At 64.1% G+C, this 14332-nt stretch carries 13 protein-coding genes; 4 read left to right on the top strand and 9 right to left on the bottom strand.

Translation table 11 applies throughout. The features are described from left to right. Window positions 1–73: 73 nt before the first annotated feature. The gene (locus tag G6N08_RS12700) at window positions 74–841 is read left to right on the top strand and encodes an alpha/beta fold hydrolase (RefSeq protein ID WP_246216750.1); all 768 of its coding nucleotides are present in this window, start codon (window positions 74–76) and stop codon (window positions 839–841) included. Window positions 842–900: 59 nt separating this feature from the next. Here G6N08_RS12700 and G6N08_RS12695 read toward each other — a convergent pair whose 3' ends face one another. The 3 genes from G6N08_RS12695 to G6N08_RS12685 all read right to left on the bottom strand — a co-directional run bounded on the left by G6N08_RS12695 (window position 901) and on the right by G6N08_RS12685 (window position 3722). Then, window positions 901–2121 carry a cytochrome P450 gene (locus tag G6N08_RS12695; protein ID WP_163760559.1) on the bottom strand — a complete coding sequence of 407 codons (1221 nt, stop codon included), beginning with the start codon at window positions 2119–2121 and terminating at the stop codon, window positions 901–903. A gap of 25 nt (window positions 2122–2146) precedes the next feature. Further along, entirely contained in the window at window positions 2147–3187 is a 1041-nt protein-coding gene (locus G6N08_RS12690; protein WP_163757795.1) for an LLM class F420-dependent oxidoreductase, read from the bottom strand. A 76-nt stretch (window positions 3188–3263) separates the two neighbouring features. Then, window positions 3264–3722 carry a pyridoxamine 5'-phosphate oxidase family protein gene (locus tag G6N08_RS12685; protein ID WP_163757793.1) on the bottom strand — a complete coding sequence of 153 codons (459 nt, stop codon included), beginning with the start codon at window positions 3720–3722 and terminating at the stop codon, window positions 3264–3266. A 120-nt stretch (window positions 3723–3842) separates the two neighbouring features. Between G6N08_RS12685 and G6N08_RS12680 the strand changes: the two genes are divergently transcribed. From G6N08_RS12680 to G6N08_RS12670, 3 genes are read left to right on the top strand one after another with little or no spacing between them, the layout of a single operon-like run. Beyond that, complete coding sequence (locus tag G6N08_RS12680; protein ID WP_163757791.1) at window positions 3843–5339, top strand: acyl-CoA carboxylase subunit beta; 1497 nt, start codon at window positions 3843–3845, stop codon at window positions 5337–5339. Window positions 5340–5382: 43 nt separating this feature from the next. Next, window positions 5383–5574, top strand: a complete 192-nt coding sequence (locus tag G6N08_RS12675; protein WP_163757788.1) for a hypothetical protein — start codon at window positions 5383–5385, stop codon at window positions 5572–5574. 31 nt (window positions 5575–5605) lie between these two features. Further along, window positions 5606–7288, top strand: a complete 1683-nt coding sequence (locus G6N08_RS12670) for an acyl-CoA synthetase (protein ID WP_163757786.1) — start codon at window positions 5606–5608, stop codon at window positions 7286–7288. Between the two features lie 97 nt (window positions 7289–7385). Here the strand turns inward: G6N08_RS12670 and G6N08_RS12665 are convergent, their stop codons facing one another. From G6N08_RS12665 to G6N08_RS12640, 6 genes are read right to left on the bottom strand one after another with little or no spacing between them, the layout of a single operon-like run. Then, complete coding sequence (locus G6N08_RS12665; RefSeq protein WP_163757784.1) at window positions 7386–8573, bottom strand: acyl-CoA dehydrogenase family protein; 1188 nt, start codon at window positions 8571–8573, stop codon at window positions 7386–7388. Between the two features lie 17 nt (window positions 8574–8590). Next, on the bottom strand, window positions 8591–9658 hold the full coding sequence (locus G6N08_RS12660) for an acyl-CoA dehydrogenase family protein (RefSeq protein ID WP_163757782.1): 1068 nt from the start codon (window positions 9656–9658) through the stop codon (window positions 8591–8593). Window positions 9659–9660: 2 nt separating this feature from the next. Beyond that, the gene (locus G6N08_RS12655) at window positions 9661–10509 is read right to left on the bottom strand and encodes an amidohydrolase family protein (RefSeq protein ID WP_163757780.1); all 849 of its coding nucleotides are present in this window, start codon (window positions 10507–10509) and stop codon (window positions 9661–9663) included. Then, a complete protein-coding gene (locus G6N08_RS12650) occupies window positions 10499–12142 on the bottom strand; it encodes an acyl-CoA synthetase (RefSeq protein ID WP_163757778.1) in 1644 nt (547 codons plus the stop codon). Before G6N08_RS12650 ends, G6N08_RS12655 begins: the two co-directional genes overlap by 11 nt. A gap of 4 nt (window positions 12143–12146) precedes the next feature. Then, window positions 12147–13352, bottom strand: coding sequence for an amidohydrolase family protein (locus tag G6N08_RS12645; protein ID WP_163757775.1), 1206 nt, complete (start codon window positions 13350–13352; stop codon window positions 12147–12149). A 38-nt stretch (window positions 13353–13390) separates the two neighbouring features. Further along, window positions 13391–14236 carry an enoyl-CoA hydratase gene (locus G6N08_RS12640; RefSeq protein ID WP_163760556.1) on the bottom strand — a complete coding sequence of 282 codons (846 nt, stop codon included), beginning with the start codon at window positions 14234–14236 and terminating at the stop codon, window positions 13391–13393. Window positions 14237–14332: the final 96 nt, after the last annotated feature.

Below are 14332 nucleotides of genomic sequence, written 5' to 3'. Positions count from 1 at the left end.
CTCGACCACGAGCGGTGCATCTTTATAATGTTGCAGTTTGAGGATTTTGGGTAGAGGTGGGGAGAAGAGTCCTGTGCTGCCCGCGCTGGTTCTCATTCATGGGGGTGAGCACTCAGCCGACTGCTGGGATCTGACTGTCGCCGAATTGCACCGGCAGGCACCGGGATTACCGGTGTTGGCGGTGGATCTGCCCGGCCACGGTGCAACCCCCGGGGAGCTGGCCACCGTCACCGTCGCCGATTGGGTGCGGTCGACGGTGGCACAGATCGAGGCTGCCGGCCTCGATGAGGTAATCCTGGTCGGTCACTCACTGGCCGGGCTGACCGTTCCAGGCGTGGCAGCCACGCTGGGTTCGCCGCGCGTACGGGAGATGATTTTCGCAGCATGCTCGGTTCCCGTGCAGGGACGGGCGATCGTCGACACGCTCAGCGGGCCGTTGGCCTGGTATGTACGGCGGGCCGTCCGGCTTGGAAAGCCCCCGGCCACGACGCCGAACCTGGTTGCCGCCTGGTTGTTCTGCAACGGCATGACCCGCGCGCAGCGGCGATTCGCGTTGTCGAGGATTCACCCCGAGTCGCCGTCGGTCATTGTCGAACCTGCCGATCGCAGCGACCTGCCCGACGATATCCCGCGGACGTGGATCATGACCTTGCGCGACCGTCCGCTGTCTGTGCGTGCGCAGTATCGCAGCATCGCTGCGCTGGGGGGTGTGCGCACGCTGATTCCCGTCGACACCTGCCACGATCTGATGATCAGCGAACCGGCTCTGCTGGCCACGATCCTCATCGAGCGCTGCCGGCTGGCCGGGCGAGCGCGGTCGGCCAGACAAGCCCGCCGATAGCGCGGATGACGTGACTGGTCCGGCAGGCGCTGCGTGGGCTTGCAATGCGTGTCGTCCGGTTATACGAGCGAGTAGCGAACCGGCAAATGCTTGAGACCGCCGACGAACGTGGTGGCGACGAATTGCGGGTCACCGGCCAGCTCAATGGATTTCAGCCGGGGCAGTAGCTCGGTGAAAAAGCTGGTGACCTCCATTCGGGCCAGCGCGGCACCGAGACAAAAATGCACACCGTAACCGAACGCCAGGTGCTTGTTGGGGTCGCGGCCGACGTCGAAGCGGAACGGGTCGCCGAAGACGTCCTCGTCGCGGTTGGCGGACACATATGACAGCAGCACCGATTCTCCGGCCGCGATCGGCACCCCCCGCACGGTGGTGTCCGCGGCGGCGGTGCGCATGAACGCCTTGACCGGAGTGACCCAGCGGATCATTTCCTCGGTCGCCAACGGCATCAGACTCGGATCCTCGCGCAAACGCCCTAGCTGATCGCGGTTTTCGATGAGCGCCAACAACCCGCCGGAAATGGTTGCGCTGGTGGTGTCGTGTCCGGCGGTGGCGACGATGAGGTAGTACGACACCGTGTCGATATCGGACAGCGGCTGGCCGTCGACACGAGCGTTGGCGATCGCCGACGCCAGATCCTCGGTGGGGTGTTGGCGCCGTGCGGCGGTGACGCCGTTGAAGTACTGAAACATATCGAGCAGCGCCGGCAGCTGGTCCTCATTGCTGGTGCCGCGTTTGAACTCAGCGTCGTCGCTGCCGAACAGTTCCTGGGTGAGTGTGAGCATCCGCGGGAAGTCCGATTCCGGCAACCCCAGCAGCGACATGATGACGTAGAGCGGATAGTTCACCGCGATCTCCTGCGCGAAATCGCATTCCGGCCCGGCGGCCATCATCTTGTCGACGTAGATCGCGGCCAGCTCGTCGACACGCACCTTGAGTGCCCGCATGGCCTTGGGGCGGAACCAGTCCGCCCCGATCGCCCGCACCACCCGGTGCTGCGGGTCGTCCATGTGGATCAGCGTGCGCACCCCGGAGGCAGCCTGCAGCTCATCGCCCTCAGCGGTCGTCAGCACCGGGCGCGGCCAGTTGGTGAACAGCATGTTGTCGCGTTCGATGTCGAGGATGTCGGCGTGTTTGGTGATCGCCCAGAACGGCCGATAGTTCGGTACCTCGACCCACGACACCGGCGCGTGGGCACGCAAATGAGCCAGCCCCGCATGCAGTTTCGGCTCGTCGGTATACGCCATGGGATCGGCCAGCAGCTTGGCGGCCTCATCCATCGTACGAGTACTCACGGGCGGCTCCTCACCTCGGTTGTGCCCGCAACTCGTGCAGCACGGCGCTGACAGCGGTCTCGGAGAGCTGGGCGGGAAGGCTCGGCAGAACGCGGTCGATGACACCATCGCAGCGATCTCTGATCTTGGCGGCCAGCTCACCGAGATCAGCCACGACCGCGAACGCCTCCAGCATCTCATCGTCGATCAGCGAACCCATGGTCTCCCACTGGCCGCGCAGCGACAGTTCATGCAGCTCGGTTTGCAGGTCGCCCCACCCATGCAGTTCGAGAACCTTGCGGTAGGCGGGCGTTGATCCGTAGAAGGCGATCTGTTTGCGGGTGCCGTCGGCGGCGGCCTGCGACTCGGCGTCGTTGGTGCCGGTAACCACGAAAAGTGGGCAGCTGAGCTGAAACTCGCTGCGGTCGCGATCGGCGCGCCGCATTCCGCGCTGTAGGGCCGGCATCGTCACCTCGTCCAGGTAGCGCTTGGTGGTGAACGCGTGAGCCAGCATGCCGTCGGCGACCTCACCGCACATCTCGGTCATCGCTTCGCCGACCGCGGCGACGAAAACTCTCGGAAACCCGTAGGGCTGTGGCTCCGGGGTGAACATCGGCGTCATCAGCTTGTGGGTGTAGAACTCACCCTCGAAACGCAATGGTGTGCCGTCCCGCCAGGCCGACCAGATTGCCTGCAGTGCGCCGATGAACTCACGCATCCGGCGCACCGGATGACTCCACGGCATGCTGAACCGTTTCTCGACGTGCGCCTGTATCTGCGACCCGAGGCCGAGAATGAACCGGCCCCCCGAGTAGGCCTGCAGGTCCCAGCCGATGTGGGCCACAGTCATCGGATTGCGGGCGAATGCGACGGCGATACTGGTTCCGAGCTCGATTGTGGAGGTGTGCTCGGCGGCCAGCACCAGCGGCAGGAACGGATCGTGGTTGACTTCAGCCGTCCAGCAACCGTCATAACCCTGCCGCTCCAGCCTGGCCGCGGCCTGTGGCACGCGAGCCAGGTGGCTGGAAATTCCTGCGTCGACCTTGAGGTTCGACATCGCCGTGGCGCTCATTCGCCGGCGCCCCCCGGCACATCACTCATATGAGGGAAGCTACAGTAAGCGATTCGGTAGGGTCAACGTGTTCGGATCATGTCCGCCCCATGGTGATCCGGGCGTTGTCCCATGTCAGGATGCGCTCGTCGGGTACGAAACGCAGAAACACTTCGTCGGCGTAGTAGGCCCGGGTGGCTGAAGGCAGTTTGTCGAGTTGGGGACGAAACGCGGCGTACTTGGCAGTGAGCGCGTCGTCGATGCGGGACTTGGCATCGGGATCGTCGACAACCTCGACACGCCCGGTGAAATGAACACCGCGCAGCTCGGCCCAACGCTTACCCGATTCGACCAGAAACGACGCCCGGGGATCATGGCGGATCCGCGCGATCTTCTTGGTGCCGGCCGGTGTCATCAATGCGATCGTGCGGTGCTCGGCCACGAACCACACCGGCAAGCTGATCGGCATCCCGTCGCGACGCAGGGTGGTCAGAATTCCGGTGTGTGCATCCGCGACCACTTCCCAGGCCTGGTCGGTCGTCAAGCGGATCGTCACAGCGCTCCCTTCTCCGGTGTGCTCCTGCGGCCGATGACCGGACACCTTGCCGCAGACGCTACAGTAAGCAGTTCAGTACTTTAGGCTCCCAACCTGATGGTGACGAGTAAGGACGAGAGCATGACCAACGCCCAGGACTGGGAGGCAACGCTCGACGACCTGCACCGTCGCCGTGAACACGCGCGCGCGATGGGGGGCCCGGAGCGGCTGGCCAAGCACCGCGAACAGGGCAAGCTCGACGCCCGCGCACGCATCGACCGGCTCCTGGACCCCGGCACCTTCCGTGAGCTGGGCACCCTGGTCGGGGGCGAGGTTGCGGCCGACGCGATCGTGGCCGGCTCTGGGCGTATCAACGGATCACCGGTGATGGTGGGCGCCGAGGACTTCACCACGATGGCGGGCAGCATCGGCCCGGGCGGCAACTCCAAACGCTACCGCATCGCCGAATTGGCGTTGCGCGACAAGATTCCGCTGGTGATGCTGCTGGACGGGGCCGGCTTCCGCCCCACCGGCGCGCACTATGGGCGTACTCCGACCGACCTGCTCGCCCAGACACAGTGTTCGGGCCGGGTTCCGACCGTGGCGGCGGTCCTCGGGCCTTCCGCCGGGCATGGGGCACTCGTCGCTCCGGTGTGCGACTTCCGGATCATGAGCCACCGGGGCGCCATCTTCACCGCGGGCCCGCCCGTCGTCAAAGAGTCGACCGGCGAAGACGTCTCCAAGGAAGACCTGGGCGGGCCGGACGTCGCGCTGGCCAGCGGGGTGGTGCACAATGTCGCCGACGACGACGAAGCGGTGCTCGCCGCGATCCGGCGCTATCTGGCGTATTTTCCGCCCAGCGCGTGGTCGTATCCGCCGTCGCTGCCGGCCGGCGAAGCTGCCGGACCACGGCCGACGCCGGAATTGCTCGACATCGTCTCGCGCGATAACCGTCGCATCTACGACATGCGCGCCGTGCTCGACGTCGTGTTCGACCGTCCCGACTGGTTCGAGGTTCAGCCCAAGTTCGGTCCGGCGATCATATGCGCGCTCGCCCATCTCGGTGGCCACCCGGTGGCGGTGATCGCTAACCAGCCCAAGGTGCTGGCGGGCTCCATCGATGCCGACGCCGCCGACAAGGCAGCACATTTCATCATGGTGGCCGACTCGTTTCACCTGCCGATCGTCTTCCTCGCCGACAACCCGGGCATGCTGCCCGGCAGCCGCTCCGAGCGCCACGGTGTGCTGCGTGCCGGCGCGCGAATGTTCGCCGCGCAGACGGTGGCGACGACCCTCAAACTGCACCTCACGCTGCGCAAGGCCTACGGGTTCGGTTCGATGGTGATGTCATTGATCGGGTTCGACAACCAAGTGGCCACTTTCGCCTACCCGGGCGCGACGATGGGCGCGATGAGCGCTGCTGCGTTGAGCCGCGCGTCGCACGCCGGTGAAGACCTTTCCGTCAGGCTGCGCAATGCCGAACTGCAGGCCTCGTATCGGTCGGCCGAGCATATGGGCTTCGACGAGCTCATCGATCCCCGCGAGACACGTGACGCGCTGCTTGGTGCGCTGCAACGCGGCCTGCACAGCCGCCAAGCCGCACCGAAGCCGGTGACGCGTACGGCGATCGTGCCGTGACGTTTCCACCGCGAGCGTGCGTGTTCGCACACGACACGCCGGCATGACGCGTCATTCTGTGCACGCTCGCGCCCTGCTGGCGGCCATCACGACGACCGATGAGCTGCTCAGCGTCGGAAACAGCCATACCGACACCGCCTCCACATTTGTTTCAGCCACAATGGCGGGCTTCGACGGCACCCAGCTCACCACAGCCCCCGGGTTCATGATTCGATTATTTTCGCACCAGCCATGAGCTGATTGAGCTCACCACCACTGGAGAGGGGATGTCGGAAACTCTCGACGAGGCAGCGACACCCACCGCTGCAACCCAATTCACAGTTCCGGCCGTCGCCGACGCCGTTGCCGCCGCGCTTCCCGATCGAGAATTCGTTATCCAGGGTGAACGGCGATATACCTACGCACAGATCGTCGAGCGTTCCAAACGGCTGGCCGGGTACCTGCACTCCCGCGGGCTCGGCTGTCACACCGAGCGGTCCAAGCTCGCCGGCCATGAAGTGGGCCAGGATTTACTGGGCATCTACGCCTACAACGGAAACGAATTTGTCGAGGCGCTGCTTGGCGCCTTCTGGGCGCGGGTCGCGCCGTTCAACGTCAACTTCCGTTACGTCAAAAACGAACTGCGCTATTTGCTTGCCGACGCGGGCGCGAGCGCGCTGATCTACCACGCGGCTTTCGCGCCGCGAGTAGCTGAGGTCCTGCCGGAGCTTCCCCAGCTCCGCGTTCTCATCCAGATCGCCGACGATTCGGGCAATGACCTGATCTACGGGGCGGTGGACTACGAAAGCGTCATCGCGTCCAGTTCGCCGACACCACCGCCGGTAGAGCCTTCCCCCGACGACGTGTATGTCCTCTACACGGGTGGAACAACCGGAATGCCGAAGGGTGTGCTGTGGCGCCAGCACGACATTTTCATGACGTCTTTCGGTGGCCGCAATCTCTACACCGGCCAGCCGGTGGGCTCCTACGAGGAGATCGCGGCACGGGCAGCCGCCGTACCGGCAACCAAGGTCATGATTCTGCCACCGCTGATACACGGTGCCGCCCAGTGGACCGTTATGACCGCCATGACAACCGGGCAGTCGGTTGTCTTTCCCAGCGTGGTCGACCACCTGGATGCCGATGACGCCGTCCGCACGATCGAGCGGGAGAAGGTGTCAGCCGTCACCGTCGTCGGCGACGCGATGGCCCGACCCCTCGTGGCAGCAATCGACAAGCGCATAGCCGATGTGTCGTCGTTGACGGTGGTGGCCAATGGCGGCGCAGTGTTGACTCCCCACGTCAAGGAACGCCTGATTCAAGCGCGTCCCGGCCTTGTCGTCTTCGACGCCGTGGGCGCCTCGGAGTCCGGCGCCCAGATGCACCACTTCTCCACCCCGGGAGCGGCGTCGAGCGGCACGTTCGCCCCCGGACCAGACACTTGCGTGATCGCAGAAGACCTTAGTCATGTCCTCGAACCGGGCCACGAGGGCGTTGGCTGGCTGGCCCAACGCGGCTACGTGCCACTCGGCTACAAGGGGGATGCAGCGAAAACCGCTGCAACCTTCCCCCTCATCGACAACGTGCGCTACGCGATACCCGGCGACCGCGCGCGCCATCTCGCCGACGGCAGCATCGAGTTGCTTGGCCGCGACTCGGTGACGATCAACTCCGGTGGCGAGAAGATCTTTGCCGAAGAGGTGGAAGCCGCGATCGCGTCGCATCCCGCAGTGGCCGACGTGGTCGTGGCCGCGCGGCCCAGTGAGCGGTGGGGCCAGGAGGTCGTCGCCGTCGTCGCGCTAGCCGATGGCGCTCAGGCCAGCGAGCGCGAATTGATCGAGCACGCCGCCGGTTCCATCGCGCGCTACAAACTACCCAAGGCGATCGTGTTTCGCCCGGTGATCGAGCGCAGCCCGTCTGGTAAGGCTGACTACCGGTGGGCTCGTGAACAGGTGCTCAGCGAGGGCTGACCCGCTAACCGCTGCGTCTTGTGGGCCTGAGCTCGCCGAGCGTGCAATTACGGCGCCGACACGCCGAGAAGGGCTGCCGCAGATGCACGTTCGACGTTCAGGATGTTTTCGGGGGCGCGTACGCCGGCTTTCCCAGCCCGAGCACGTGCTGGGCGATCATGTTGCGAAACACTTCCAGCGTGCCGCCGTAGATGCCGACGAGCGGCGCGAACCGGTAGCAGTATTCGGCGCTTCCGTCATCGACGGCGCCCTCGGTTCCCTTCGGTAAGGCCGACGCGGCGCCCAGCAGGTCCATCAGGTCAGGCGAAATATCGCGCATCGTCTGCGCGATGGCGACACGCCCGAAAATGCCCGGAGTGGACAGCGCCGCCTCCATCCGGGCGATGCTGCGGCCAAGCCGATACGCCACCGACTCGTCATCGAGCAGACGCCGGCCGCCGGCATCGGGCTGCGCCACCTGCGCCGCGGCCCTGTCAACAGCCTCGGCCAGGTACCCGGCCTGGTGCATCATGATCGACGTGTCCTGCAGCCCGTCGGGAGCGGCCGCAACCGCGCCATGCTCGACGTTGAGCGGCTCGCGTAACACCGTCCAGCCCGCATTCACCTCGCCCAGCCGATATTTGTCGGGAACGCGCACATCGCTGTAATAGACGATGTTGGTGCGATCACCGTCCACAGTGCGGATGCCCTGGATGTCGATGCCCGCTGAGTTGAGCGGAACCAGAAACATGGTCAGGCTCTTGTGTTTCGGCGCATCCGGGTTGGTGTTGGTGATGAGGAAGACGTACTGACAGTTGTGCGCGCCGGTGGTGAACATCTTGGACCCGTTGATAATCCAGTCCTCACCGTCACGCACTGCCCGGGTCTTACAGGTGGCCACGTCAGACCCGCCTTCGGGTTCGGTATAGCCCAGACACATCCGGATGTGGCCGGTGAAGACCCCGGGCAACACCTCGTCTTGCAGTTCGCGCGAACCGAACTTCGCCACCGACCGGGCCACCATGGCGGTGGTGCCCCAGGTTACCCACGGCGCATGAAACCGGCGCTTCTCCAGTTCCCAGATACGGCGCCGCACCCGGCTGAAACCACCTTGAGACTCCGGCTTCCACTCGGCGGCCAGATATCCCGCGGCGCCCATCGCCAAGTGCACACCTTCGTCGAAGTTGTCCCCCGTTTCACGATCACGGCGTCTGACCTCATCGGTGACATGCGTCGCCAGGAACGCCCGTGCCTCGTCCAGGAAAGCCTTGTCCGCATCGGACAGTTCGACCCGTGAGAAGTCCATCGGTGTGGTTCTCCGTTCTAGCATTGGTTCGCCGCTGGCGAATTGATTTCGCGAGCCGCAACGATTTCCGCGATCTGTTTTGCGCTGGCGGCCGGATCCCCACCAGCCAGCGGCCATCCCCTGGCGCGCACCAGGTAGGCTGTTGCAGCCGCCTCCGCTGACACGCCCAGACCGCCCTGAATGTGCACCGCCATGGTGGCGGCTTTGGCGGCCTCCTCGGCCATGAACAGGAACGCCGACAGCGCCAACTCGGGGCGCTCATCGGGTTCGTTGTCGAGGAACCATGCGGCGCGGTGGACGAGGTTGCGTCCGCTCTGGACGGTGATCGCCATATTCGCCAGCGGATGCGAGATGGCCTGCAACGTCGAGATGGGCACGCCCAGCGTGTACCGCGTCTTAGCGAACTCCGCGGCGATGGTCATGGCCTCCTCGACCAGGCCGACCAGCGCAGCCGCGGTGAGCAGGCGCCACTCATCAAGCGCCCGCCGGTAATTCGTCAACGCGCCGGTCCCGCCGGCCACGACGGTACGGGTGTCCGCGGCAGCCGGGTCGACCCATGCCATCGGCAGCCGGCCGACATTGTCGACCTTGGCCGGTCGGGAGGCAAACGTCAGGCGTATGATCGCATCACCGTCGCGCATGATGACGTGATCGGCGATCGAGCCGGTCGGGATAAGCCTGGGCCCGTCACCTGGTTCGATGTGCGGGTCCAGCGCGGCAAGTTGCGTTCCGTGCACCAGGTCGTCGGCGTTTGCCCGCAGTGCCCCCAGCCGCGCGAGCAGCCGAGTGGCACACACATGGTCGATCCACGGAACCGGGGCCAGCGACCGGCCGATCTCCTCGGCCACCAGGGTCAGGTCGACCAGCGTCGCTTCATCTCCGCCGCAGGACTCCGGCAGCGCCATCGTCGTCGCGCCCATTGCGCACAACCGCTCCCACAGGTTCTTGTCGAAGCCGGAAGGCTCGGCGGCACGGACGGTTTCGATGGGGCAGTGGGTTTTGAAAAACTGTCTGTATGTGGTCTGCAAAGCCACATGGTCCTCGGACAAGCTATAGTCGAGCCTGCGCAACTCGTAGCGGTCCATCGTCAATGCTCCTGTTCCTGGCCGCGATCGTCACCGAAGAAGAATCGGTGGGCATTGTTGTAGAGGTAGTTCTCCAGGATTTCGGGCGGTAAATCGAGCGCACAGGCTTCGGGCACCACCCGCCGCATCCGCAGCACCGGCCAGTCCGACGCGAAGATCACTTTGCCGGGGCCGCGAGTCCGCATGTAGTGCAGCAGACTTTCAGGCAGCCGCTTCGGTGACCAGGCTGACGTCATCAGCCGTAGGTTGTCGTACTTGATCAGCAGCCGGATCGCGACATCCCACCACGGATCGGCCCCGTGAATCATGCACAGCCGAAGTTCGGGAAAGCGCACGCACACCCGGTCCAGATGCATCGGGTGCTGCACGTCGCCAGGTATGGGTGGACCCGGGATACCGGTGTTGACACACAACGGCAGGTCAAGCTCGGCGCATTTGGTGTACAGCGGATAGTAAACGGCATCGCTGGGGGGATACTGGCCGTCACCCCAAAAGCTCGGTCCCACCACGGCGTACACGACCGGAAGATCATTGGCGACGGCGTTGAGTTCCCGCAGCGACGGCATCGGGCGCAGCAGGTTGATACCGCCCATCGCCAGCGCGAAACGCTCCGGCTTGGCGTCAGCGAACTTGCGCGCAGTAGTAGAGGGCGTGCTGAGCGAATCCATGAGAATGGCCTTCTGCACGCCTTGTTCGTCCATCTCGTCGAGAAGGGCGGTCAACTCGACCGGCGCGAACATCGACTCGGGGCCTTTGAAGTAGTCGTCCCTGACCTTGAGCATCCATGTCGGCTGCGCGTCGGATTCCCCGAAGTGCACATTGACCAGACAGTCAATCACCCTATGAGTCATACGGTCCCTCGAGTACAGTCGAATTCGGTATCTGTTGACTAGCAGCCTGTTTTGCCCAGCGGTAGTCAGGTTTGCCGTTGCCCAGGCGCCGAACTTCGTCGACGAACAAAAAAGCCTTGGGTGTTTTGAAACGGGCCAGCTGCGACATGCACACCGCACGGAGCGCGGTGTCGTCGACGTCGGCACCCGGATGCCGCGCCACCAGGGCAACGACTTCTTGGCCCCACCGCTCACTGGGGCGGCCGACCACCAGCGCGTCGGCTACGCCGGGATGTGCGCGCAGCACCTCCTCGACTTCCTCGGCGAAGACCTTCTCGCCACCGGTGTTTACAACCTGGGAATCGCGACCGTACAGGCGAATTGTGCCGTCTTTCTCGAGGGATGCCCGGTCGCCGGGAATCACCACGCGCTGACCCGCGATTTCTGGAAAGGTTCGTTCGGTGGCCTCGGGGTCGTCGAAGTAGCCGAGTGGAATACGCCCGGTTCTGGCCACCCAACCGATCTCAGGCTCACCGGGATGCAGGAACCGGCTTCGGTCCGCCGAGACGACGGCCCCTCCGGGTCTGAGTGCGAACGTATCGCTGACGGTCCCACACCGACTGTGCCCGAACCCCGCATTGCCGGACTCCGAGGAGCCGTATCCGTCGATGACGGTAATCTTCGGCAAGCACTCCATCAGTGCGCGCTTGTACTTCGGGTTGGTGGCCGCGCCTCCGGTGCCGATGGCAGACAGCGACGACAGGTCGTAGGAACCTCGCTGAAGTTCCGCCACCAGCGGACTCGCGTAGGCGTCACCGACCATGGTGAGCATGCCCACCTTTTCGCGCTCCGCGGTTTTCCACACCGACTTCGCCTCGAACCCATCCCGGTCGTCGTAGAGCACCACCGTCAAACCGTTGAGGACGGCCGAGAACGCCGTCCACATGCCGGCCGCATGCATGAGAGGTGAGACCGCGAACCACGGCCGGCCTTCGTTGCGCACCTTCTGGTGGATCTCGTCGACGCTCGCGTGGTCAGCTCCAGTCATCGACGCGACGTACATATCGCTTTGGCGCCATAACACCCCCCTTGGACGGCCGGTCGTGCCGCCGGTGCACATCATGATCAGGTCGTCTGGTGAACCTGGTAGATAGTCGGTATCCCCTTGGGAAACCGCGTCATCCAGCGACACAGCGCCTGGCAGACGGGGGGCGCTACTGCCATCCTCAATTGACACCAGCACGTCGGCGCCAGCAGGTGGCAGCACCTCCGCGAAACGGTTGCCCAGCGACCGGTGATAGATGATGCCCCGCGGCCGCAGATAGTCAAGCAACTCGTGGACCTCGCGTGGCGAGTAGTGGTGGTTGACATTAACCGGGACCACGCGGGCCTTCAGGCAGGCTATCACCATGTCCGGGTAAAGGTCGTTGTACATGATGAGCGCCACCCGGTCCTGCCCGCATTCCCAGCGGTCCAGCTCCTCGCGCGGACGATGGACACCAAACCCTTGCCGGCTCAGGAAACTCGCAAGCCGGCTGGTCCGCTCCGCTGTTTCGGCGAAAGTGCTTCGGCGGTCACCGCACACCGTCATGAGGCGGTCGGGAACGACGTCCGCGATGGCATCGAGCACCGCGCCGATCGTCCATTCGGGCATGATCTCAGGCCGCCGACGCGACCTTGACACCTAACAAGTTCAATGCATTGTCGCGCATGATTTTTCGAATGTCTTCGTCGCTGAATCCAACTAGTTCGTCGGTGAATGACAGCGGATCTTCGAGACCTTCGCCATGTGGCCAGTCCGATCCGAACACAATTTTGTCGACGCCGATGACGTCAGCCAGAGCCGACAAGTCATCCTCGTAATAGGGAGCGATCCACACGTTGTTACGCAGCTGCTCTACCGGATCTTCGGGGAATAGGTGCGGATGATTGTTGGCCGCCTTCTTTAGCCGTTTGATCAACCGGTATACGAAGTAAGAGCCGTTCTCAATGCTGACCACCTTCAGGCGCGGATGGCGGGTGAACACCCCATGCACGATCATCGAGGCCATGGTGTCGTGAATCGCGCGGTCGTCGACGAGAATCTGGTCCAACGGGTCGGGCTTGGACCCGAACGGCTCGAACGTGGATTTACCGCCCCACATCGCGGCCAGTTGTAAATAGCCGCTATCGCTTAAGTGGAAACCCACCGGAACCCCGGCTTCTGCCAACCTAGCCCATATCGGATCATGGACGGGATCGCCCAGCGAACGCGGCTTGACCACGCCGGGCACCGGCGCAGGGCGTACCAACACGAGCTTCGCTCCGCGCGCCAATACGAACTCGACCTCCTCGAGGGCCTTCTCCGGGTCGGCCAGCGAGATGACCGGTGCGGCGATAATCCGGTGATCGGGCCGGTCGAAGCCCCAATCCTCATCGAGCCACAGGTTGAACGCGTGCAGCGACGCCATTGTGGCCTCGATATCGCGTTTGAGTGCTTCTTCGACCCCGCAGGCGAAAGTAGGCAACATCAAGACCATCTCGATACCCTGGGTGTCCATCACCGTGATGCGGGCGTCCCGATTCTGGTATTCGGGATGCTTCTCGAGCCGCTCGACCTTCATCAGCGACGCCGGGTCCACACCCTCGGGAACCGCGCCGCGAAACAGTAAGTCCAGACAGCCCGGCACGATGATCGGATCGAAGGTGGGATTGGGGATGAAACGATTGACACGGTCTCCGATGATCGCCAGAGTGTGCTTTCCGTCGCTGACCATCTGCACACCGCGCCGTTTGAACTTCTTGTCCAGATGGCGGGTGAAGGCATCGAGCGGCTCGTAGTAGTGGTTGTCGACGTCAATCGCCTTGTAGCTCAAATTGGCCATGATCATCCCTTCCGGTACCGCAAGCTGCTGCCGGTTCGTTAGTCCGGCGCCGTCAGCTCCGGGAAATTCGGCGCGCGTTTTTCGAGGAAGCTCGTGATGCCCTCGATGACGTCAGGTCGCTGCAGTGACTGCTGCAGCAGCGTCTCGGCGAGCGCAGTGGCTTCCTCCACGGTGCGACGGGCGTCACCATATGCTTGGCACTTGATAACGGCCAGGGACGCGGGCGAGCAATTGCGTGCAATGTCTTCCGCGTAGTCCAGGGTACGCTGCAAAAGTTGTTCGGGCGCAACGACTTCCTTGATCAGTCCCAGCTGTAGGGCTTCGTCGGCAAGGAAAGTGCGGCCGCTCAGCAGCAAATCGAGCGCAACACCCCAGCCCGTCAAGCGCGGTAGTATCCATGAAACCCCGTATTCGGCGACCAGCCCGCGGCGCGCGAATGACGCAGCGAACTTAGCACCGGCGGCGGCGAATCGAACGTCACACATCAACGCCACGGTCAGGCCGATACCCACACACGCCCCGTTGATAGCCGCGATCACCGGTTTGCGCAGCGTGGTCAGAAAATGGGGTTGCCGGTCGCCGACCAGTTCGCTCAGATTCCGCTGCTCGATGTTGTCCAGCGATTCGCCGACTGCCGCCATGGCGCCCAGCTGAGCACCGGCGCAAAATGCCTTGCCGCGACCGGTCACCACGATCACCCGAACCGCCGGGTCTGCGTCGGCGCGCTCAAGGCTCGAGTAAAAGGCACCGGCAACATCGCCGCCCCACGTGTTGAGGCGTTCCGGTCGATTCAACGTGAGCACCGCGACGCCACTGGCCGTGGTCTCAACGAGCACCGCGTCGTCTTGACCTGCGTTCGACTCAGCCGCGCCGGCGGTGCTCATCGGAGGGTCCTCCTCGTGGCTGGCCGCTGATTCCAGCATCTCCGGTTCCATACTGTATACCTATCGGTACAGCATTCCGCAACTGTCGTCGCAGCC

It is taken from the genome of Mycobacterium botniense (assembly GCF_010723305.1).
In the GTDB taxonomy this organism is placed as follows: domain Bacteria; phylum Actinomycetota; class Actinomycetes; order Mycobacteriales; family Mycobacteriaceae; genus Mycobacterium; species Mycobacterium botniense.
Note: the sequence above shows the minus strand (reverse complement) of the source record. Positions and strands in the feature narration are given on the sequence as shown.

What these genes read in the sequence shown, in the direction of transcription:
- G6N08_RS12695 (WP_163760559.1), bottom strand. Translation starts at nt 2,121, where the DNA reads ATGGATGAGGCCGCCAAGCTGCTGGCCGATCCCATGGCGTATACCGAC.
- G6N08_RS12690 (WP_163757795.1), bottom strand. Translation starts at nt 3,187, where the DNA reads ATGAGCGCCACGGCGATGTCGAACCTCAAGGTCGACGCAGGAATTTCC.
- G6N08_RS12680 (WP_163757791.1), top strand. Translation starts at nt 3,843, where the DNA reads ATGACCAACGCCCAGGACTGGGAGGCAACGCTCGACGACCTGCACCGT.
- G6N08_RS12675 (WP_163757788.1), top strand. Translation starts at nt 5,383, where the DNA reads ATGACGCGTCATTCTGTGCACGCTCGCGCCCTGCTGGCGGCCATCACG.
- G6N08_RS12670 (WP_163757786.1), top strand. Translation starts at nt 5,606, where the DNA reads ATGTCGGAAACTCTCGACGAGGCAGCGACACCCACCGCTGCAACCCAA.
- G6N08_RS12665 (WP_163757784.1), bottom strand. Translation starts at nt 8,573, where the DNA reads ATGGACTTCTCACGGGTCGAACTGTCCGATGCGGACAAGGCTTTCCTG.
- G6N08_RS12660 (WP_163757782.1), bottom strand. Translation starts at nt 9,658, where the DNA reads ATGGACCGCTACGAGTTGCGCAGGCTCGACTATAGCTTGTCCGAGGAC.
- G6N08_RS12655 (WP_163757780.1), bottom strand. Translation starts at nt 10,509, where the DNA reads ATGACTCATAGGGTGATTGACTGTCTGGTCAATGTGCACTTCGGGGAA.
- G6N08_RS12650 (WP_163757778.1), bottom strand. Translation starts at nt 12,142, where the DNA reads ATGCCCGAATGGACGATCGGCGCGGTGCTCGATGCCATCGCGGACGTC.
- G6N08_RS12645 (WP_163757775.1), bottom strand. Translation starts at nt 13,352, where the DNA reads ATGGCCAATTTGAGCTACAAGGCGATTGACGTCGACAACCACTACTAC.
- G6N08_RS12640 (WP_163760556.1), bottom strand. Translation starts at nt 14,236, where the DNA reads ATGAGCACCGCCGGCGCGGCTGAGTCGAACGCAGGTCAAGACGACGCG.